The organism is Providencia sp. PROV040 (genome assembly GCF_032706145.1).
Lineage (GTDB): Bacteria > Pseudomonadota > Gammaproteobacteria > Enterobacterales > Enterobacteriaceae > Providencia > Providencia hangzhouensis.
In genome coordinates this window covers 4,448,626-4,468,745 of sequence record NZ_CP120530.1, presented here as the reverse complement: position 1 = coordinate 4,468,745, position 20,120 = coordinate 4,448,626, and the positions used below count along the sequence as shown (strand labels likewise).

Sequence of the window (20,120 nt, the reverse complement as noted above, 5' to 3'; positions counted from 1 at the left end):
ATTTTATAGCGTGCTCTGGAATTGAAATATTTAGCGGGTACGCGGAAAGCGGAGTTAATATGTACGCGGTTTTCCAAAGTGGTGGTAAACAACACCGAGTTAGCGAAGGTCAAACTGTCCGCCTAGAAAAGCTGGACATCGCAACAGGTGAAACTGTTGAATTTGATCAAGTTCTGATGGTTGCTAATGGCGATGAGATCCAAATCGGCGCTCCTGTCGTTGAAGGCGTTAAAGTGAAAGCGGAAGTGGTTGCACACGGTCGTGGCGAAAAAGTTAAAATCGTCAAATTCCGTCGTCGTAAACATAGCCGTAAACAACAGGGTCATCGTCAGTGGTTCACTGATGTTAAGATCACTGTCATCGCTTAAGATTTAGGAGAGCAGATTAATGGCACACAAAAAGGCTGGTGGTTCGACTCGTAACGGTCGTGACTCAGAAGCAAAACGTTTAGGTGTTAAACGTTTTGGTGGTGAAGCTGTATTAGCAGGTAGCATCATCGTTCGTCAACGTGGTACTAAGTTCCACGCAGGTAACAACGTAGGTTGTGGCCGTGACCACACTCTGTTCGCATTAGCGGACGGTAAAGTTAAATTTGAAGTTAAAGGTCCAAACAATCGTAAATTTATCAGCATCGAAGCTGAATAAGTTTTCTGACCTTTAATTCAGAATTAAAGCCCTGCAAAAACCTTTTGCGGGGCTTTTTATATTCAGATATTTGATCTTTAATGAACTACACACGTATTAAAGATGCACCATCTCTGAGTAGAACAGCCATCCAGCGTTATGCGGCTCAGAAGCGGAGAGAGAATTATGAAATTTGTAGATGAAGCCAAAATATTGGTCGTGGCAGGAGATGGTGGCAATGGTTGTGTCAGCTTCCGCCGTGAAAAATACATCCCTAAAGGGGGACCGGACGGTGGTGACGGTGGTGATGGTGGGGACGTTTACTTACAAGCAGACGAAAACCTCAACACGCTAATCGACTATCGTTTTGAAAAATCCTTTCGTGCAGAGCGCGGCCAGAATGGCCAGAGCCGTGAATGTACAGGTAAACGGGGTCAAGATATCACAGTTAAAGTGCCTGTAGGAACGCGTGTACGCGATTTAGGGACCAATGAAGTACTTTGTGATATGACTCGTCATGATCAACGTCATATGGTCGCTAAAGGCGGTTTCCATGGGCTTGGAAATACCCGTTTTAAATCTTCAGTGAATCGTGCTCCACGTCAACGTACCATGGGGACAAAAGGGGAAACTCGCGAAATACTGTTAGAACTGATGCTGTTAGCAGATGTTGGTATGCTTGGTATGCCGAATGCAGGTAAATCTACCTTTATTCGTTCAGTGTCAGCAGCAAAACCAAAAGTTGCTGATTATCCATTTACCACTTTAGTCCCAAGCTTGGGTGTCGTGCGTATGGATAACGAACAAAGCTTTGTGGTTGCGGATATTCCAGGGTTGATCGAAGGTGCAGCGGAAGGTGCAGGCCTTGGGATCCAATTCCTGAAACACTTAGAACGTTGTCGTGTCTTACTTCACCTGATTGATATTTGCCCTATTGATGAGTCTGATCCTGTCGAAAATGCGAAGATCATCATCAGTGAGTTAGAAAAATACAGTGAAAAGCTGGCAGCAAAACCACGTTGGTTAGTCTTCAATAAGATTGATATCTTAGGTGAAGAGGAATCAGCACAGCGCGCAGCAGAAATTGCCAAAGCGATGGGCTGGGAAGATAAATTCTATATGATTTCAGCAGTTAACCACGAAGGTGTGAAAGCACTGTGTTGGGATATCATGGAATTTATGAATACTCAACCGCGTGATATGGCAACGACTGAAGATACACAGCAACCTGAAAAAGTTGAATTCATGTGGGATGATTATCACAAAGAACAACTTTCTGGTACTGAAGATTTTGATGATGACTGGGATGACGATTGGGATGAAGATGACGACGAAGGTGTCGAAATTATTTATCAAAAATAGTTTATCTTAGAAATGTAAAAAGGCGCGAAAGCGCCTTTGAGGTTGTTGACAAAGTGGGATAAAAGCGTGGTTTTTCCCACTTTGTGTTATCAGCCGAAAATCAATAAATTGATTTTCCTAGTTTATTTTCAAAACCTATTCGACTTGCCGCCAAACATAATATGTTTGTCAGCAGTCTGAAAGGCGCGAAAGCGCCTTTTTACTGTCTAAATCACGTATGATCAGTTTTTCTGATACAGATCTTTATACAAACGGCTTTCAAATCGTACTAATGGAACTCGACGAGTACGTTGCTGGCTCTGTGGTACTGCATAAGCAGAGATAAATTGCACAAAAGCCACACGTTGACCACTGGCGGTTGTGATAAAACCAGCGAGATTATAAACCCCTTGTAATGCTCCCGTTTTGGCGGAAACTTTTCCATTAACACCCGCCTCATCAAAACCACCACGGTAACGTAAAGTGCCATCATGGCCGGCAAGTGGAAGCATAGAAATAAAATCGAGTTGTTGATCATTTTTAGCGATAAACTGCAAGATCTCCATCATGGTTGCTGGGGTGATTAAATTATGGCGAGATAATCCCGATCCATCTACCATCACGGTATTGCCAAGGTCGATCCCCGCTTTTTGCTTCAGTACTTGTCTTACCGCATCGGATCCTGAACGCCAAGTTCCCGGAACACCATAATATTCACGCCCAATGGTACGAAAAACGGTATCCGCTATCATATTATCGGATTTTTTGAGCATCACTTTTAACAACTCATGTAGCGGCTTAGATTCGGTTTTGACTAATACTTGTGATTGAGCCGCAGGAAATGTACGTTTTTTCACATGGCCAGTCAGTTCAATTCCTGCTGTAGTGAGTTCATTTTTGACAATCGCTCCGGAGTAACTCGCTCCATTTTGTACCGCAAAGGCAAGTGGCAAGGGCTCGCTGCGTTGAGTTAAACAACCTGTTAGGGTGTAGCGGTTCAGTTCACCAGGAACGACATCAAGTTCGCAATAGCGCGCTTCAGGGGAACCTTTAGCTAATGTTTTGACTTCGCTGAACATATTGACAGGGTAAAAACTAGCCGCCTTAATGAATGCAAAATCTCCTGCTTTTTCAGCAGGGTAAAGAGAAACTGAAAAACAGTTACGGTCAATGATAGCCGCAGCGGGGGGCGCACTAAAGCATTGGGTCATATCATTCCAAACCCATCCCGGTGCTTTGTCATGGCTAGTAAACGCAGAAATATCAACGACAAGGTCGCCGTCAACTTTATGGATCCCAAGCTGCTTTAATGCATTAGCCATATTGCGAATTTGTTGGCGGGTTAATGTCGGGTCACCACTGAAGCGGATCACTAAATCACCCGTCAGCGTGTTGTTGCTAAGTTTTGCATCAGTTTCAAAATTGGTGACAAAACGGTAATCTGGCCCCAGTTGCAATAGGGCAGCAAGAGCGGTCACAACCTTTTGTGTACTTGCAGGTAATGCCATTTGCTGTGCATTATAATCAATTAATGGGGTGCTACTTCCCACTTTTTGCGCGACCAGAGCAAGGTTAGTGCCATCAGGTAAATATTGTTTGTATTCATCAATAGGAATCGCAAAAACTTGCGTACTAGCTAAGGTAATTCCTAAAGAGATTATCCATTTTCTGGTTAAAGTTAATAATGACATATATTTCACGCATTAGGGTGGACATATAATACATACTAAAGTGTAATGCCCAAGAAAGTAAACGGTGACCCGTTATTAAGTCTCAGTTAAAATAGCGTACATTATGATAAGATAAATGAGTACATAAGTCTGATTGCGTTTTTTTACTAGAACACCCCCGGTTTTACGCAGGTGTTCGGTGTACTGTTGTTACAAAATCAGGAAGATACTTGTTTTTAGATAGGATTGAACCGAGGTATTTATTAATGAAACAGATCCCGATGACGGTACTTGGTGCGGATAAGCTAAGAGAAGAGCTTGAATTCCTTAAATCTGTCCGTCGCCCAGAAATTATTGCCTCTATTGCAGAAGCGCGTGAGCACGGTGACTTAAAAGAAAATGCAGAATATCATGCAGCACGTGAGCAACAAGGTTTCTGTGAGGGCCGTATTCAAGAAATCGAAGGGAAACTTTCTCACGCTCAAGTGATCGATGTAACTAAAATGGTCAATAACGGTCGTGTTATCTTTGGTGCGACGGTGACTGTATTGAATGTTGATACTGACGAAGAGCTAACGTATCGTATTGTTGGTGATGATGAAGCAGATATTAAGATCAATCTGATTTCTGTGAACTCACCGATAGCACGCGGTTTAGTGGGTAAAGAAGTTGATGATGCGGTCTCGATTAAAACCCCAGGTGGTGATGTCGAGTTCGAAATTCTTAAAGTTGAGTATATCTGATTCCTATTTCCCTGAATTGGTTATATTATTTCCCTGATTTAAAGAAAAAGGCCGCAGGCGGCCTTTTTCATCATATAAAACATGCTTTCAATGGCATTTTTATATAAATGATGGGGGATTATTTAGGTAAAATGATTTTGCGGTCTGCCGAAGGACGGTAGATAACAAGAATTTTACCAATAATTTGTACATTTACTGCACCAGTTTCGCGAACAATCGCATCAGCGATCAAATTTTTAGAATCACGGTCTTCGCCTGCGATCTTGACTTTGATAAGCTCATGATGTGCTAATGAGAGTTCAATCTCAGCCAAAACACCTTCGGTTAAACCATTGTTGCCGATCATAACAACAGGGTTTAAATGGTGAGCGAGACTTTTTAGGTGCTGAATTTGTTTTTTATTAAGATTCATTGATTTTTTGCTTGGTTAGTATTGAAAATGGCTTATTCTACCGCCATCTGATATCTATCACCATCAATTATATCTTTTTGATGGTAAAGAAGCAGCAAGTTAGGTGAAGTTCTTTTAGTATAGTTGGAAAGCACAATGGCCAATAAAAAACGTTCGGCAAGCTCAAGTCGCTGGTTGCAAGAGCATTTTAGTGATAAATATGTTCAGCAAGCACAAAAAAAAGGGCTACGCTCACGTGCATGGTTTAAGCTGGAAGAAATCCAGCAAGGTGATAAAATTTTTAAACCAGGTATGACCGTTGTTGATTTAGGAGCAGCCCCTGGTGGTTGGTCGCAATACGTTGTTAGCCAAATAGGTCATAATGGGCGGGTTATTGCTTGTGACTTATTGCCGATGGACCCAATCGTTGGCGTTGATTTCCTGCAAGGGGATTTTCGCGATGAAGCCGTTCTCGCCGCTTTGTTAGAACGCGTTGGCGACAAAAAAGTACAGGTGGTCATGTCTGACATGGCTCCAAATATGAGTGGGACACCAGCGGTTGATATTCCTCGCTCTATGTATCTAGTTGAATTAGCATTGGATATGTGCCGTGCTGTATTGGCGCCTGGGGGGAGTTTCATTGTTAAAGTGTTTCAGGGAGAAGGCTTTGACGATTACCTTAGGGATATCCGCTCCCTGTTTACGAAAGTAAAAGTTCGTAAACCCGAATCTTCGCGGGCACGGTCACGTGAAGTATACATTGTAGCGACAGGGCTAAAACTGTAGTACCCTGAGCGTTATTTGTTAACACAGTTGTAATATGAGGTTAATCCCTTGAGTGACATGGCGAAAAACCTGATTCTCTGGTTAGTCATCGCAGTTGTTCTGATGTCCTTGTTCCAGAGTTTTGGCCCAAGCGATTCGAATAGTCGCAGAGTTGATTATTCTACGTTTATCAATGAGTTAGCCCAGGATCAGGTACGTGAAGTTCGTATCACAGGTCGTGAACTGAACGTCAGAAAGGCTGATAATAGCCGCTATACAACTTATCTTCCTATGCAGGATGAGAAGCTGTTAGACACTTTGCTAAATAAGCATGTGACGGTTGTTGGTGAACCACCAGAAGAACCTAGCTTACTGACATCTATTTTTATTTCCTGGTTCCCAATGCTTCTGTTGATTGGTGTCTGGATTTTCTTCATGCGCCAGATGCAAGGCGGTGGCGGCAAGGGGGCAATGTCATTTGGCAAAAGTAAAGCCCGCATGCTGACAGAAGATCAGATCAAAACAACATTTGCAGACGTTGCTGGGTGTGATGAAGCCAAAGAAGAAGTGGGCGAAATCGTAGAGTTTCTACGTGAACCTGCTCGTTTCCAAAAACTTGGCGGTAAAATTCCAAAAGGCGTACTGATGGTAGGGCCTCCAGGAACAGGTAAAACATTACTGGCAAAAGCTATCGCTGGTGAGGCAAAAGTTCCATTCTTCACCATTTCCGGTTCTGACTTTGTGGAAATGTTTGTGGGGGTGGGTGCTTCTCGTGTTCGTGACATGTTCGAACAAGCGAAAAAAGCAGCGCCTTGTATCATCTTTATCGATGAGATCGATGCGGTAGGTCGTCAACGTGGTGCAGGTCTTGGTGGTGGTCACGATGAGCGTGAACAAACACTGAACCAAATGCTAGTTGAGATGGACGGTTTCGAAGGTAATGAGGGGATCATTGTTATCGCAGCAACTAACCGTGCTGACGTACTTGACCCTGCTTTATTACGTCCAGGTCGTTTTGACCGTCAGGTAGTCGTTGGCTTACCAGACGTTCGTGGCCGTGAACAAATTCTGAAAGTACATATGCGTCGTGTTCCTATTGACCCAAGTGTAGATACTTTCATTCTTGCACGTGCAACACCTGGATTTTCAGGTGCTGAACTCGCAAACTTAGTGAACGAAGCCGCATTGTTTGCTGCTCGCGCGAATAAGCGTGTTGTTTCTATGGTTGAGTTTGAAAAAGCGCGTGACAAGATTTGGATGGGTGCAGAGCGTCGTTCTCTGATGATGACCGAAGAGCAAAAAGAATCAACGGCTTACCATGAAGGTGGTCATATGATTATCGGTCATTTAATGCCAGAACATGACCCTGTCCACAAAGTCACGATCGTTCCGCGTGGGCAAGCGTTAGGTGTTGCTTTCTTCTTACCAGAAGGTGATGAAGTCAGTCGTAGCCGCTTGAAGCTCGAAGGTATGATTGCAACGGCATATGCAGGTCGTATTGCAGAAGAACTGATTTATGGTCGCGATAAAGTCACAACGGGGGCTTCTTCCGACATTCAGTTTGCGACGAATACGGCGCGTAACATGGTGACTCAGTGGGGCTTCTCTGACCGCTTAGGCCCAATGCAGTATTCGAAAGAAGAAGGCCCAGCGTTCTTAGGTCGCTCTTCAGGTAATGGTTCAGGAATTTCTGATGAGACAGCACGTATTGTCGATGAAGAAATTAAAAAAATTCTGGACCACTGTTATCAATTGGCATACAAAACATTGGAAGACAATATTGATATTCTGCATGCGACTAAAGATGCATTATTGAAATATGAAACCATTGATATGCCACAGATTGATGACCTGATGAACCGCCGTCCAGTGCGTGAGCCAGCAGGTTGGGATGAAGACAAAAAAGTGAGTAATGTCACTGGTTCGTTCGGTACAGGTGCGCCAAAAGCGGAACCTACAGCGGAAAAACCACAGTCTGAAGAACCAAATAACACAAGTAATAGTAATAATGCTGATGAATCAAACCCATCAGATAATAACGACAGCAAACCACAATAAGCGGTCGTGAAATAAAATATTAAGACCCCAGTTCGCTGGGGTTTTTTTCGTTAAGGAAAAATAACAATGCAAATCAAAGCGAGAGGCAGTGTCCTTGACTTATCCACACCTAAGGTGATGGGGATTTTGAATGTCACTCCTGATTCATTTTCAGATGGTGGCACTCATAATCGTTATCATGATGCGCTTGAACATGTGGCAAAAATGGTGGAACACGGTGCGACTATCATTGATATTGGTGGTGAATCTACCCGTCCAGGGGCTGCCGAAGTTTCTGTGAATGAGGAACTTGATAGGGTTATTCCTGTTGTTGAAGCAATAGCCCAGCGTTTTGATGTATGGATTTCAGTCGATACCTCTAAAGCCCAAGTCATGGCGGAAGCAGCAAACGCAGGTATGCATATCATCAATGATATTCGTTCTCTACATGAGCCAGACGCATTAGTCGTCGCCGCGAAAACAGGTTTACCCGTTTGCATTATGCATATGCAAGGCCAGCCAAGAACGATGCAAGAAGCGCCAAATTATGAAAATGTGGTGCGTGAGGTAAAAGACTATCTTGATGCTGAAATCACCCGGTGTGTGAGCGCAGGGATAGAGAGGCAACAAATTATCCTTGATCCAGGCTTTGGTTTTGGTAAGAACTTGTCGCATAATTACCAGTTATTGGCAAACTTAGAACAATTTCATAATTTCGGACTACCGCTATTGGCAGGGATGTCACGTAAATCTATGATTGGACAATTATTGAATGTTCCACCACAAGAACGCCTCGCAGGCAGCCTAACTTGTGCAGTGATTGCTGCGATGCAAGGGGCACAAATCATTCGAGTTCATGATGTCAAAGAAACCGTGCAAGCGATGCAAGTGGTACAGATGACTCTGTCAGAAAAGGAAAAATAAGCGTATGAGCGACCGTAAATATTTTGGTACTGATGGTATTCGTGGCAAAGTGGGTGATAGCCCAATTACCCCTGATTTTGTTTTAAAATTAGGCTGGGCGGCAGGGAAAGTCCTCGCTCGTCATGGTTCACGTAAAATTATTATTGGTAAAGATACGCGTATTTCTGGCTATATGTTGGAATCTTCATTAGAAGCGGGCTTAGCAGCGGCGGGTTTATCCGCATCTTTCACAGGTCCAATGCCAACCCCAGCGGTTGCTTATTTGACACGTACTTTCCGCGCAGAAGCGGGAATTGTTATTTCAGCGTCTCATAACCCATATTATGATAATGGGATTAAATTCTTCTCAATTGATGGGACTAAGCTGCCTGATGAAGTCGAAGAAGCCATTGAAGCTGAAATGGAAAAGCCGATCACCTGCGTTGAGTCAGCTGAATTAGGTCGTGCAAACCGTATTGTAGATGCTGCCGGCCGTTATATTGAATTTTGTAAAGGTACGTTCCCGAACGAACAAAGCCTTGCAAGTTTAAAAATTGTCATTGATTGTGCTAATGGGGCTACTTACCACATCGCACCAAATGTGTTCCGTGAGTTAGGGGCAGAAGTCATCACTATCGGTTGCGATCCTAACGGAATCAACATCAACGAAGAGTGTGGCGCTACAGACGTTCGCCAGTTACAACAAAAAGTTTTGGAAGAAAAAGCGCATGTCGGTTTAGCATTTGATGGTGATGGTGACCGCATTATTATGGTTGATCACCTCGGTGAAAAAGTCGATGGTGACCAAATTCTCTTCATTATTGCTCGTGAAGCGCTACGCCAAGGCCAGTTAAAAGGTGGGGTAGTGGGAACATTAATGAGTAATATGGGTTTAGAAATCGCCCTAAAACAGCTAGGAATTCCTTTTGAGCGTGCAAAAGTGGGCGACCGCTATGTTCTCGAAAAATTACAGGAAAAAGGTTGGCGCATGGGGGCTGAAAACTCAGGCCACGTGATTTTATTAGATAAAACGACCACTGGTGATGGGATTGTTGCAGGCTTGCAGGTATTAAGCGCTATGGTACGTAACCATATGAGCCTACATGATTTATGCAGCGGTATGAAATTATTACCACAAGTGCTAGTTAACGTACGTTTCAAAGGCCAACACGACCCATTACAAAGTGATGCAGTTGTTGCAGCGAACGAAGAAGTCGAAAAACAATTGGCAGGAAAAGGCCGCGTATTACTGAGAAAATCAGGAACAGAGCCATTAATCCGAGTTATGGTTGAAGGTGAAAACGAAGCTGATGTGACTGCAATGGCAAACCATATTGCTGATGCAGTAAAAGCAGCTGGCTAAGTTGTTATTGGTGAAGCTGAGCAATATTTTGATAATTTGTTGTTTTTTTCTGCAAATAATCAAATGGAATTAAAATAGACTTGCTTGTCGGCTCAGCTTTGGTTAGTATTCGCACCTGCTCAATCCCGTAAGAGTGTTTCTTTACGGCCGAAATGAGCAGGTGTGCAGTGATAAAGGTCATAGCATTAGGCTATGCACCGCAACTGAATAGGTAACTCAAATGTATGTAGCTCTTTTAATTATTTTCTTGCTAGCGGCTATCGGGCTTATTGGTCTGATTATGTTACAGCAAGGTAAAGGTGCTGACATGGGAGCTTCATTCGGTGCGGGCGCTTCTGCAACACTGTTTGGTTCATCGGGCTCAGGTAACTTCATGACCCGTATGACTGGAATCTTGGCTGCTGTGTTTTTCATCATCAGTTTAATACTTGGCAACATGACTGCCAACAAGTACGGAACTGGTAGTGGTAGTAAGTGGGAAAACATTAGTGAACCTACAAAAGTCGAGCAACCAACAGACGTTCCGGCAGCACCAGCTACACCAACGAGCGATATCCCTCGTTAAGTGTGAAAGATTCCGAATGAAGGCAACTAATGCCATCATTAAGTAGTAAGCTCAGCGATGAGCAAGAAGTTAAAATTTGAGGTTATTGATTGAATATTGATAACCTCGCCTCAGTGCCGAGGTGGTGAAATTGGTATACACGCTACCTTGAGGTGGTAGTGCCTACAAAACGGGCGTACGGGTTCAAGTCCCGTCCTCGGCACCATTATTTAAGATGCTTGTGATTTACAGGTTATCTGTGTAGAATATGACACGCTTTCGAACGCGGGATGGAGCAGTTTGGTAGCTCGTCGGGCTCATAACCCGAAGGTCGTCGGTTCAAATCCGGCTCCCGCAACCATTTCTTATTCAACATACCTTGTCAGTATCGTGGTCTATAGTAGTTATCCGGTGTAGTAATCAAGTGCAGTTATCTAACAGCTCTCAAAATTTCTCATCGATTTCTCTAGATTTTACAGGTATAATAAGAATATGGTGAACCCGTGCACTACAGGGTCCAGTTGCATAAAGCCCCGAATTTCGGGGTTTTTTGTTATTTGACAATCGAATTAACTGGGCTTTTATAGCCCTTTTTTTATGTCTGGGGGTGGGCTTGTCCACATTAGAACAGAAATTAACAGAGATGATCTCAGCACCTGTGGAGGCGCTAGGCTTTGAATTTGTAGGCTTAGAGTTTGTCCGTGGCCGTACATCAACACTGCGTGTCTTCATTGATAGTGAAGAAGGCATCACTGTTGATGATTGTGCTGATGTCAGCCATCAGGTCAGTGCAGTATTGGACGTTGAAGATCCAATCTCTGTCATTTATAACCTGGAAATATCGTCACCAGGGCTTGAACGTCCATTATTCACCATTGCGCATTATGAGCGTTTTATGGGGGAAGAGGTGGCATTGACTTTGCGTATAGCAATGCAGAACCGCCGTAAGTGGCAAGGAATTATTAAGGCCATAGACGGTGAAATGATTACGGTTACTGTAGATGGTAAGGATGAGGTGTTCGCCCTCGGCAACATCCAGAAAGCTAACTTGGTACCCCACTTTTAATAAAGTTCAATGAGGCAACTAGGATGAATAAAGAAATTCTGGCTGTTGTAGAAGCGGTTTCTAACGAAAAATCCCTCCCTCGTGAAAAAATCTTCGAGGCTCTGGAAACTGCATTAGCGACGGCGACTAAAAAGAAATACGAGCAAGAAATTGATGTTCGTGTGGAAATTGACCGTAAATCAGGTGATTTCGACACGTTCCGTCGTTGGTTAATTGTGGAAGAAGTCACAATGCCAACGCGTGAAATTACGTTGGAAGCGGCTCAGTATGAAGACCCAGCGCTCCAGCTTGGAGAGTACGTCGAAGATCAAATTGAATCTGTTGTATTCGACCGTATTACTACCCAAACAGCTAAACAAGTTATCGTACAGAAAGTGCGCGAAGCAGAACGTGCGATGGTTGTTGACCAATTCCGTGAGCAACAAGGTGAAATTATCACTGCTCAGGTGAAAAAAGTTAATCGTGAAAATATCACGTTAGATTTAGGCAATAACGCGGAAGCCGTTATTCTGCGTGAAGATATGTTGCCACGTGAAAACTTCCGTCCAGGTGACCGTATCCGCGGAGTCCTGTATGATGTTCGTCCTGAAGCACGCGGCGCGCAACTTTTTGTTACGCGTTCTCGCCCTGAAATGCTGATTGAATTATTCCGCATTGAAGTGCCAGAAATCGGCGAAGAAATTATTGAAATTAAAGCCGCTGCTCGTGACCCAGGCTCTCGTGCAAAAATCGCAGTTAAAACTAATGACAAGCGTATCGACCCAGTTGGTGCTTGTGTTGGTATGCGTGGTGCACGTGTTCAAGCCGTTTCTAGTGAATTAGGCGGCGAAAGAATTGATATTGTGTTATGGGATGATAACCCAGCTCAATTCGTTATTAATGCAATGGCTCCGGCTGATGTTGCATCTATCGTAGTCGATGAAGACAAATGTACGATGGATGTTGCCGTAGAAAGTAGTAATTTGGCACAAGCCATTGGACGTAACGGTCAAAACGTTCGTCTGGCAGCTCAGTTACTGAAAAAACACCGTGGTGATGACAAATGGGAATTAAATGTCATGACCGCAGAAGAGCTTAATGCAAAACATCAGGCAGAAGCACATGCTTCTATTGATACATTCACCAAGCATCTTGATATTGATGAAGAGTTTGCCACTGCACTTGTTGAAGAAGGCTTCTCGACGTTAGAAGAACTGGCTTACGTGCCTATTAATGAACTTCTGGAAATTGATGGTCTTGACGAAGAGACTGTTGAAGTTCTACGTGAAAGAGCGAAAGCGGCCCTCACCACAATAGAATTGGCTCAAAAAGAGAGCCTAGGTGATAATCAGCCAGCAGAAGATTTATTGAATCTTGAAGGTATGGATCGTACTCTTGCCTATAATTTGGCTACTCGTGGAATCTGTACACTGGAAGATCTTGCTGAGCAGGGCATCGACGACCTGATTGATATTGAAGGTCTGGATGATGAGAAAGCAGGTACGCTCATCATGGCCGCACGTAATATTTGCTGGTTCGGTAACGATGCGTAAACACTGTAGCAGGAAGGAACGGCATGACAGAAACTGTAAAAACATTGGCAACGGAAATTCAAACCACAGTTGATCGCCTGGTACAGCAATTTGCTGAAGCAGGGATCAAAAAAGGTGAGAATGACTCTGTTAGCCAGTCAGAAAAAGAAGCTTTACTGAGCCATTTAAACCGTGAACAAGGCGGGGTAGCGGGTCAGCCAAGCAAATTGACACTACAGCGCAAAACTCGTAGTACGCTGAGTGTCCCCGTCACCGGTGGCAAAAGCAAATCGGTAAATGTCGAAGTCCGCAAAAAACGCACTTATGTGAACCGTGATGCTGAAGAAGCAAAAGCGGAAGAGCAGGCGCAGCGTGAAGCGGAAGAGCAGGCACAGCGCGAAGCTGAAGAACTGGCACAACGTCAAGCAGAAGCAAAACGATTAGCAGAAGAAACAGCTAAACGTGAAGCGGAAGAAAAGGCAAAACGTGAAGCCGAAGAGAAAGCAAAACGTGAAGCAGCAGATAAAGCTACGCGCGAAGCAGCGGAAAGAGAAAAAGTGAAACCAAGCGAAAATCAACAAAAACCAGGCAAAGCTGTAGAAAGTAATGCCGACAAACAACGCCGTGAAGCTGAAGCTGCGGAGCTAAAACGTAAAGCTGAAGAAGAAACTCAGCGCAAAGTTGAAGCAGAAGCACGTCGCGTAGCTGAAGAAGCACGCAAAATGGCAGAAGAAAACGGTGAAAAGTGGACTGCTGAAACGAAAACTGAAGAAGACAGCGATTATCACACAACAACTTCAACGCACGCTCGTGCAGCTGAAGATGAAAGTGATGAGAAAGAAGAAGGCCGTCGTTCACGTAATCGTACTGCAAAAGCACCTCGCCAGAAGAAAGGTAATAAACTTTCTGAAAAAGCAGATCGCGAAGAAGAACGTGCCGCAGGCCGTTCGGGTCGCAGCAAAGGTAAGCAACGTAAAGGTAGTTCTTTACAACAAAGCTTTACTAAACCAGCAGTTGCGGTTAACCGTGATGTTGTGATTGGTGAAACAATCACTGTTGGTGAACTTGCTAATAAAATGGCAGTAAAAGGTTCTCAAGTCATCAAAACGATGATGAAGATGGGCGCAATGGCGACTATCAACCAAGTGATTGACCAAGAAACTGCACAGTTAGTTGCAGAAGAAATGGGTCACAAAGTTATTCTGCGTCGTGAAAACGAATTAGAAGAAGCGGTAATGAATGACCGTGATACAGGTTCTGCACTTCAAGAGCCACGTGCGCCAGTTGTGACCATTATGGGTCACGTTGACCATGGTAAAACCTCTCTACTTGACTACATTCGCTCAACGAAAGTGGCATCAGGTGAAGCGGGGGGTATTACTCAGCACATTGGTGCTTACCACGTACAAACTGATAAGGGTATGATTACCTTCTTAGATACCCCAGGTCACGCCGCGTTTACTTCAATGCGTGCTCGTGGTGCTCAGGCAACGGATATCGTTGTTCTGGTTGTTGCTGCAGACGATGGTGTTATGCCACAAACAATTGAAGCTATTCAGCATGCGAAAGCAGCGGGTGTACCAATTGTTGTTGCAGTAAACAAAATTGATAAACCAGAAGCTGATCCAGACCGCGTTAGAAATGAGCTGTCTCAGTACGGTGTTATTTCTGAAGACTGGGGTGGTGATACTCAGTTCATCAGTGTTTCTGCTAAGAAAGGTACCGGTATTGACGAGTTGCTCGATGCTATCTTGCTGCAAGCTGAAGTTTTAGAACTGAAAGCGGTATATGCAGGCATGGCAAGTGGTGTCGTTGTTGAGTCGTACTTAGACAAAGGTCGTGGCCCAGTTGCAACAATCTTAGTTCAAGAAGGTACACTGAACAAAGGCGATATCGTCCTGTGTGGTTTCGAATATGGCCGTATTCGTGCAATGCGTAACGAATTAGGTAAAGAAGTTCAATCTGCAGGCCCTTCAATGCCTGTTGAGATCTTAGGCTTATCTAACGTGCCTTCAGCGGGTGATGAAGCTACCGTTGTACGTGACGAGAAAAAAGCACGTGAAGTTGCCTTGTATCGTCAAGGTAAATTCCGTGATGTTAAATTAGCTCGCCAGCAGAAATCTAAACTGGAAAACATGTTTGCTAACATGGAAGAAGGTAAAGTGTCTGAGCTGAACATCGTTCTGAAAACCGACGTACAAGGTACTTGCGAAGCAATTACTGACTCTCTAATGAAGCTGTCGACTGATGAAGTTAAAATTAAAATCATCGGTTCTGGTGTAGGTGGTATCACTGAAACTGACGCAACATTAGCTGCGGCATCGAATGCTATCATCTTAGGCTTCAACGTACGTGCAGATGCTTCTGCTCGTCGCGTAATTGAAAGTGAAAGTGTTGACTTACGCTACTACTCTGTTATCTATAGCTTAATTGATGAAATCAAACAAGCTATGAGCGGTATGTTAGCGCCTGAGTACAAACAGCAAATTATTGGACTTGCAGAAGTTCGTGATGTATTTAAATCACCGAAATTCGGCGCGGTTGCTGGTTGTATGGTCACTGAAGGCACTATCAAACGTAATAACCCAATCCGCGTATTACGTGATAACGTGGTTATTTATGAAGGTGAGCTAGAGTCACTACGTCGCTTTAAAGATGACGTCAATGAAGTTCGTAACGGTATGGAATGTGGTATCGGCGTTAAGAACTACAACGATGTTCGTGTAGGCGATATGATTGAAGTTTTCGAAATTATTGAAGTTAAACGTTCTATTGACGGTTAATTTTGTGAGTACCCACGAAATGTCGTGGTGAGAAAACAGTATGAATGAGGGGGCGCTTGCCCCCTTTATTGTCAGGAGATATAACGATGGCAAAAGAATTCAGTCGTGCACAACGCGTTGCGCAAGAGATGCAAAAAGAAATTGCGATCATCTTACAACGTGAGATCAAAGACCCACGTATTGGTATGGCTACCGTTTCAGGTGTCGAGTTATCTCGCGATCTCGCATACGGTAAAGTCTTTGTGACCTTCTTCAATATCGCTAACGATAAAAGCGAAGAAGAAATGGTTGCAGATGGCATTAAAGCATTAAATGAAGCATCAGGCTTTATACGTTCATTAATTGGAAAAGCAATGCGTTTGCGTATTATTCCTGAGTTAACATTTGAATATGACAACTCTCTTGTTGACGGTATGCGGATGTCTAATTTAGTGTCAAATGTGATCCGCGATGATGAAAAACGTCGTGCGGATGTTAGTGATAAAGAGGAAAAATAATGGGGCGTCGTCGTAGCGGCCGTAATATTGACGGCGTAGTGCTGCTGGATAAACCCACGGACATTTCTTCAAATGATGCGCTGCAAAAAGTGCGGCGCTTTTTTAATGCCAATAAAGCCGGGCACACGGGGGCACTTGACCCTCTCGCAACAGGTATGTTGCCTGTTTGTCTCGGCGAAGCGACGAAATTTTCCCAGTTTTTACTCGATTCAGATAAACGTTATCGCGTGATTGCACGTCTTGGGCAACGCACTGATACGTCAGATTCACATGGCGAAATTATTAGTGAGCGTAACGTAGAGTTTACACAGCAGCAACTAGATGATGCTTTAGAATTTTTCCGTGGTGATACATTACAAGTTCCTTCAATGTATTCAGCGTTGAAACACCAAGGTCGTCCGTTGTATGAATATGCGCGTAAAGGGATTACAGTTGAGCGTGAAGCTCGCCCAATTACAGTGTATGAATTGCAGTTTATTCGTTTAGAAAATAATGAATTAGAACTGGAGATACACTGTTCTAAAGGAACCTATATTCGTACAATTATCGATGATTTAGGTGAGATGTTAGGCTGTGGTGCGCATGTGATTTACCTGCGTCGAGTGCAAGTGGCTAATTACCCTTATGAGCGAATGGTAACATTAGAACAATTAGCTGCTTTACGGGAAAAAGTAGATGCGGGTGAAGGTTCTTTTGAGTCATTGCTCGACTCTCTATTGTTGCCAATGGATACGGCAGTCGTTCATTTTCCAGCTGTAAATATTACAGAGGAAACAGCGGCTTATTTTAAGCAGGGTCAACCTGTGAGAGCCGCAGTCCAAGGCCTTGAAGAAGGTTGTATGGTTCGAGTCACTTGTGGCGCTGAGCAGCGGTTTATCGGTATTGCTCTGGTGAGTGAAGATGGCCGTATAGCACCGAAGCGTTTGGTTGTAGAAAATGAACAGTCCGTGTAGTGGCGCTTATTGCTTTGCTGCCTTAAGCAGCGTAGAATAGCGGCGCTTAATCTTGAGATGCTAAATTAGAGATTGGCTCTCATCACTTACATTAATCATTTTGGAGTTTATTATGTCTCTAAGTAATGAAGCGAAAGCTAAAATCGTTGCTGAGTTCGGCCGCGGTGAAAATGACACTGGTTCAAGCGAAGTTCAAATCGCTCTGCTGACAGCACAAATCAACCACCTGCAAAGTCACTTTGCAGAGCACAAAAAAGATCACCACAGCCGTCGTGGTCTGCTGCGTATGGTTGCTCAGCGTCGTCGCTTACAAGCTTACTTGAAAGGTAAAGATATCGCGCGTTACACTGCTCTTATCGAGCGTTTAGGTCTGCGCCGCTAATCTTACTCTAGATAATTTGAGTTGCAGCTAGGCGACAAATGAGTGAGTTACTAGGTACATACATGAGTATGTGGCTAGTACGAGTGAATGTAGTCAACAACGTTGCAACTTGAAGTATGACGAGTAGAGTCAGTTTCAGAGAAAAGGGGCCAGAGGCCCCTTTTCTTCTAAAAGTTATTTTGAAAGTTGAAGTAATACTCGAATTATACTTAACTTAAATGCTAAGCTATAAATCGTAGTGAGTTGTTTTTATTAATGCCTCTTCGCTACATCCGATTCGCGCGGCTAATGAGAGAATTGATCACTAGAACATCAGTATTCTCATTAGTCGCGAGGCTGTAGTAGGAAGAGTAAACCAATGCTCCCTGAGAATCTCAGGTAGCCTTACAAAAAGGGTAATATAGTGTTAAATCCTATTGTTCGTAAATTCCAATACGGTCAACATACTGTTTCGATTGAAACCGGTATGATTGCACGCCAAGCATCTGCTGCTGTTATGGTTAACATGGATGACACTGCAGTATTCGTGACTGCAGTTGCACAGAAAAAAGTGAAAGAAGGTCAAGATTTCTTCCCTTTAACTGTTAACTATCAAGAACGTACATATGCAGCGGGCCGCATCCCTGGAAGTTTCTTCCGTCGTGAAGGTCGTCCTGGTGAAGGCGAAACGTTAATCGCACGTCTGATTGACCGTCCTCTACGCCCTCTGTTCCCAGAAGGTTTTTATAACGAAATTCAAATCATTGCGACCGTTGTATCTGTTAACCCACAAGTTAACCCAGATATCGTTGCGATGATTGGTGCATCAGCGGTATTAGCGCTGTCAGGTGTTCCATTCAATGGCCCAATCGGTGCTGCACGTGTTGGTTTTATCAATGACCAATATGTTCTGAACCCTACAGCAGACGAACTGAAAAACAGCCGTTTGGATTTAGTGGTTGCAGGTACTGATAACGCGGTATTAATGGTTGAATCTGAAGCTGATTTGTTGAGCGAAGAGCAAATGTTAGGTGCAGTGGTATTTGGTCACGATCAACAACAAGTTGTTATTCAGAATATCAATGAATTAGTGAAAGAAGCTGGTAAAGAGAAATGGGATTGGCAGCCAGAGCCAGTTAACCAAGCTCTTCATGACCGTGTTGCACAATTAGCTGAAAGCCGTATGGGCGATGCTTACCGCATCACTGAGAAACAAGAGCGCTACGCGCAGGTTGACTTAATCAAAGAAGAAGTCACTGCAGTATTAGTTGCTGAAGACGAAAACGTTGATGTTTCTGAAGTTGCAGATATTTTAGCAAGCTTAGAAAAACAAGTTGTTCGTAGCCGTGTTATCCGTGGTGAGCCACGTATCGATGGCCGCGAAAAAGATATGGTTCGTGCACTGGACGTTCGTACGGGGGTTCTGCCACGTACTCATGGTTCTGCGTTGTTTACTCGTGGTGAAACTCAAGCACTGGTAACTGCAACTTTAGGTACAGAGCGTGATGCACAGGTTATCGACCAATTAATGGGCGAATATACTGACCGTTTCTTATTCCATTACAACTTCCCTCCATACTCTGTCGGTGAAACTGGCATGGTGGGTTCACCAAAACGTCGTGAAATCGGTCACGGCCGTTTAGCGAAACGCGGTGTGTTAGCTGTGATGCCTGACCACGCAGATTTCCCATACACTGTACGTGTTGTGTCTGAAATCACTGAATCCAATGGTTCATCATCAATGGCATCAGTTTGCGGTGCGTCATTAGCACTGATGGATGCTGGTGTGCCAATTAAAGCCGCTGTTGCAGGTATTGCAATGGGGCTGGTAAAAGAAGGCGAAGATTTCGTTGTTCTGTCTGATATCTTAGGTGACGAAGACCACTTAGGTGATATGGACTTTAAAGTGGCTGGTAGCCGTGAAGGTATCAGTGCACTGCAAATGGACATCAAAATTGAAGGGATCACGCGTGAAATTATGCAAGTTGCCTTAAACCAAGCAAAAGGTGCGCGTTTGCACATTCTTGGTACGATGGAACAAGCAATCAATGGCCCACGTGAAGAAATCTCTGAATTTGCTCCACGTATTTACACTATCCGCATCAATCCAGACAAAATCAAAGATGTCATCGGTAAAGGTGGTTCTGTGATCCGTGCGTTAACGGAAGAAACAGGCACGACTATCGAGATCGAAGATGACGGTACTGTGAAAATTGCAGCAACTGATGGTATTAAAGCGAAAGAAGCAATTCGTCGTATTGAAGATATCACAGCAGAAGTTGAAGTTGGCCGCATTTATCCAGGTAAAGTAACCCGTATTGTCGACTTTGGTGCATTTGTTGCGATTGGCGGCGGTAAAGAAGGTCTGGTTCATATTTCTCAAATCGCGGACAAACGTGTTGAGAAAGTGACTGATTACCTACAAATGGGTCAAGAAGTTCCTGTTAAGGTATTGGAAATCGACCGTCAGGGCCGTATCCGTCTTAGCATGAAAGAAGCGGTAGCAACTGAAGAAGCAAGTGCACAACCGCAGGACTCAGCAGAGTAAGCTGACTTAACAGCGCTCTA

18 protein-coding genes and 2 tRNA genes are annotated in these 20,120 nt (G+C 43.9%); 18 read left to right on the top strand and 2 right to left on the bottom strand.

The genetic code is table 11. The annotated features are described in order from the left end of the window. The first annotated feature begins 59 nt into the window (after positions 1–59). The 3 genes from rplU (at position 60) to cgtA (ending at position 1,986) form a co-directional block, all read left to right on the top strand. Entirely contained in the window at positions 60–368 is a 309-nt protein-coding gene (rplU, locus tag P3L40_RS20830) for a 50S ribosomal protein L21 (protein WP_004905925.1), read from the top strand. Positions 369–387: 19 nt separating this feature from the next. Then, a complete protein-coding gene (gene rpmA / locus P3L40_RS20825; protein WP_004905922.1) occupies positions 388–645 on the top strand; it encodes a 50S ribosomal protein L27 in 258 nt (85 codons plus the stop codon). A 165-nt stretch (positions 646–810) separates the two neighbouring features. Next, entirely contained in the window at positions 811–1,986 is a 1,176-nt protein-coding gene (gene cgtA / locus P3L40_RS20820; RefSeq protein ID WP_036958779.1) for an Obg family GTPase CgtA, read from the top strand. Between the two features lie 221 nt (positions 1,987–2,207). Here the strand turns inward: cgtA and dacB are convergent, their stop codons facing one another. After that, a complete protein-coding gene (gene dacB / locus P3L40_RS20815) occupies positions 2,208–3,656 on the bottom strand; it encodes a serine-type D-Ala-D-Ala carboxypeptidase (protein ID WP_004905918.1) in 1,449 nt (482 codons plus the stop codon). 245 nt (positions 3,657–3,901) lie between these two features. On the opposite strand from dacB, the gene greA reads away from it, so the two are divergent. Further along, entirely contained in the window at positions 3,902–4,378 is a 477-nt protein-coding gene (gene greA / locus P3L40_RS20810; protein WP_004905916.1) for a transcription elongation factor GreA, read from the top strand. A 118-nt stretch (positions 4,379–4,496) separates the two neighbouring features. Here greA and yhbY read toward each other — a convergent pair whose 3' ends face one another. Next, entirely contained in the window at positions 4,497–4,790 is a 294-nt protein-coding gene (yhbY, locus tag P3L40_RS20805) for a ribosome assembly RNA-binding protein YhbY (RefSeq protein ID WP_196732300.1), read from the bottom strand. 135 nt (positions 4,791–4,925) lie between these two features. On the opposite strand from yhbY, the gene rlmE reads away from it, so the two are divergent. The 14 genes from rlmE (at position 4,926) to pnp (ending at position 20,100) form a co-directional block, all read left to right on the top strand. Next, positions 4,926–5,555 carry a 23S rRNA (uridine(2552)-2'-O)-methyltransferase RlmE gene (gene rlmE, locus P3L40_RS20800; RefSeq protein WP_004905912.1) on the top strand — a complete coding sequence of 210 codons (630 nt, stop codon included), beginning with the start codon at positions 4,926–4,928 and terminating at the stop codon, positions 5,553–5,555. Positions 5,556–5,612: 57 nt separating this feature from the next. Then, complete coding sequence (ftsH, locus tag P3L40_RS20795; RefSeq protein WP_004905910.1) at positions 5,613–7,592, top strand: ATP-dependent zinc metalloprotease FtsH; 1,980 nt, start codon at positions 5,613–5,615, stop codon at positions 7,590–7,592. Positions 7,593–7,658: 66 nt separating this feature from the next. Continuing rightward, on the top strand, positions 7,659–8,495 hold the full coding sequence (gene folP, locus P3L40_RS20790) for a dihydropteroate synthase (protein ID WP_210853013.1): 837 nt from the start codon (positions 7,659–7,661) through the stop codon (positions 8,493–8,495). A 4-nt stretch (positions 8,496–8,499) separates the two neighbouring features. Further along, a complete protein-coding gene (gene glmM / locus P3L40_RS20785; protein ID WP_004905906.1) occupies positions 8,500–9,837 on the top strand; it encodes a phosphoglucosamine mutase in 1,338 nt (445 codons plus the stop codon). Between the two features lie 220 nt (positions 9,838–10,057). After that, the gene (secG, locus tag P3L40_RS20780) at positions 10,058–10,402 is read left to right on the top strand and encodes a preprotein translocase subunit SecG (protein WP_004905902.1); all 345 of its coding nucleotides are present in this window, start codon (positions 10,058–10,060) and stop codon (positions 10,400–10,402) included. A 115-nt stretch (positions 10,403–10,517) separates the two neighbouring features. Then, a tRNA-Leu gene (locus P3L40_RS20775) sits at positions 10,518–10,607 on the top strand. Between the two features lie 58 nt (positions 10,608–10,665). Continuing rightward, positions 10,666–10,742, top strand: a tRNA-Met gene (locus tag P3L40_RS20770). A gap of 252 nt (positions 10,743–10,994) precedes the next feature. Next, positions 10,995–11,447 carry a ribosome maturation factor RimP gene (gene rimP, locus P3L40_RS20765; protein WP_036958775.1) on the top strand — a complete coding sequence of 151 codons (453 nt, stop codon included), beginning with the start codon at positions 10,995–10,997 and terminating at the stop codon, positions 11,445–11,447. 23 nt (positions 11,448–11,470) lie between these two features. Then, positions 11,471–12,979, top strand: a complete 1,509-nt coding sequence (gene nusA, locus P3L40_RS20760) for a transcription termination factor NusA (RefSeq protein WP_004905898.1) — start codon at positions 11,471–11,473, stop codon at positions 12,977–12,979. Between the two features lie 23 nt (positions 12,980–13,002). After that, complete coding sequence (infB, locus tag P3L40_RS20755) at positions 13,003–15,741, top strand: translation initiation factor IF-2 (protein WP_094961650.1); 2,739 nt, start codon at positions 13,003–13,005, stop codon at positions 15,739–15,741. An 86-nt stretch (positions 15,742–15,827) separates the two neighbouring features. Beyond that, positions 15,828–16,238 (top strand): 30S ribosome-binding factor RbfA, encoded by a 411-nt coding sequence (gene rbfA / locus P3L40_RS20750; RefSeq protein ID WP_004905894.1) that lies wholly within the window; start codon positions 15,828–15,830, stop codon positions 16,236–16,238. After that, complete coding sequence (gene truB, locus P3L40_RS20745) at positions 16,238–17,191, top strand: tRNA pseudouridine(55) synthase TruB (RefSeq protein WP_094961649.1); 954 nt, start codon at positions 16,238–16,240, stop codon at positions 17,189–17,191. Before rbfA ends, truB begins: the two co-directional genes overlap by 1 nt. A 112-nt stretch (positions 17,192–17,303) precedes the next feature. Further along, on the top strand, positions 17,304–17,573 hold the full coding sequence (gene rpsO, locus P3L40_RS20740; RefSeq protein WP_004905890.1) for a 30S ribosomal protein S15: 270 nt from the start codon (positions 17,304–17,306) through the stop codon (positions 17,571–17,573). Positions 17,574–17,976: 403 nt separating this feature from the next. Next, positions 17,977–20,100 carry a polyribonucleotide nucleotidyltransferase gene (pnp, locus tag P3L40_RS20735; protein WP_094961648.1) on the top strand — a complete coding sequence of 708 codons (2,124 nt, stop codon included), beginning with the start codon at positions 17,977–17,979 and terminating at the stop codon, positions 20,098–20,100. The last annotated feature ends 20 nt before the right edge of the window (positions 20,101–20,120 follow it).

Coding starts and splice junctions, on each gene's coding strand:
- rlmE (WP_004905912.1), top strand. CDS start 4,926: ATGGCCAATAAAAAACGTTCGGCAAGCTCAAGTCGCTGGTTGCAAGAG.
- cgtA (WP_036958779.1), top strand. CDS start 811: ATGAAATTTGTAGATGAAGCCAAAATATTGGTCGTGGCAGGAGATGGT.
- rbfA (WP_004905894.1), top strand. CDS start 15,828: ATGGCAAAAGAATTCAGTCGTGCACAACGCGTTGCGCAAGAGATGCAA.
- rplU (WP_004905925.1), top strand. CDS start 60: ATGTACGCGGTTTTCCAAAGTGGTGGTAAACAACACCGAGTTAGCGAA.
- nusA (WP_004905898.1), top strand. CDS start 11,471: ATGAATAAAGAAATTCTGGCTGTTGTAGAAGCGGTTTCTAACGAAAAA.
- dacB (WP_004905918.1), bottom strand. CDS start 3,656: ATGTCATTATTAACTTTAACCAGAAAATGGATAATCTCTTTAGGAATT.
- ftsH (WP_004905910.1), top strand. CDS start 5,613: ATGGCGAAAAACCTGATTCTCTGGTTAGTCATCGCAGTTGTTCTGATG.
- truB (WP_094961649.1), top strand. CDS start 16,238: ATGGGGCGTCGTCGTAGCGGCCGTAATATTGACGGCGTAGTGCTGCTG.
- folP (WP_210853013.1), top strand. CDS start 7,659: ATGCAAATCAAAGCGAGAGGCAGTGTCCTTGACTTATCCACACCTAAG.
- glmM (WP_004905906.1), top strand. CDS start 8,500: ATGAGCGACCGTAAATATTTTGGTACTGATGGTATTCGTGGCAAAGTG.
- infB (WP_094961650.1), top strand. CDS start 13,003: ATGACAGAAACTGTAAAAACATTGGCAACGGAAATTCAAACCACAGTT.
- greA (WP_004905916.1), top strand. CDS start 3,902: ATGAAACAGATCCCGATGACGGTACTTGGTGCGGATAAGCTAAGAGAA.
- secG (WP_004905902.1), top strand. CDS start 10,058: ATGTATGTAGCTCTTTTAATTATTTTCTTGCTAGCGGCTATCGGGCTT.
- yhbY (WP_196732300.1), bottom strand. CDS start 4,790: ATGAATCTTAATAAAAAACAAATTCAGCACCTAAAAAGTCTCGCTCAC.
- rpmA (WP_004905922.1), top strand. CDS start 388: ATGGCACACAAAAAGGCTGGTGGTTCGACTCGTAACGGTCGTGACTCA.
- rpsO (WP_004905890.1), top strand. CDS start 17,304: ATGTCTCTAAGTAATGAAGCGAAAGCTAAAATCGTTGCTGAGTTCGGC.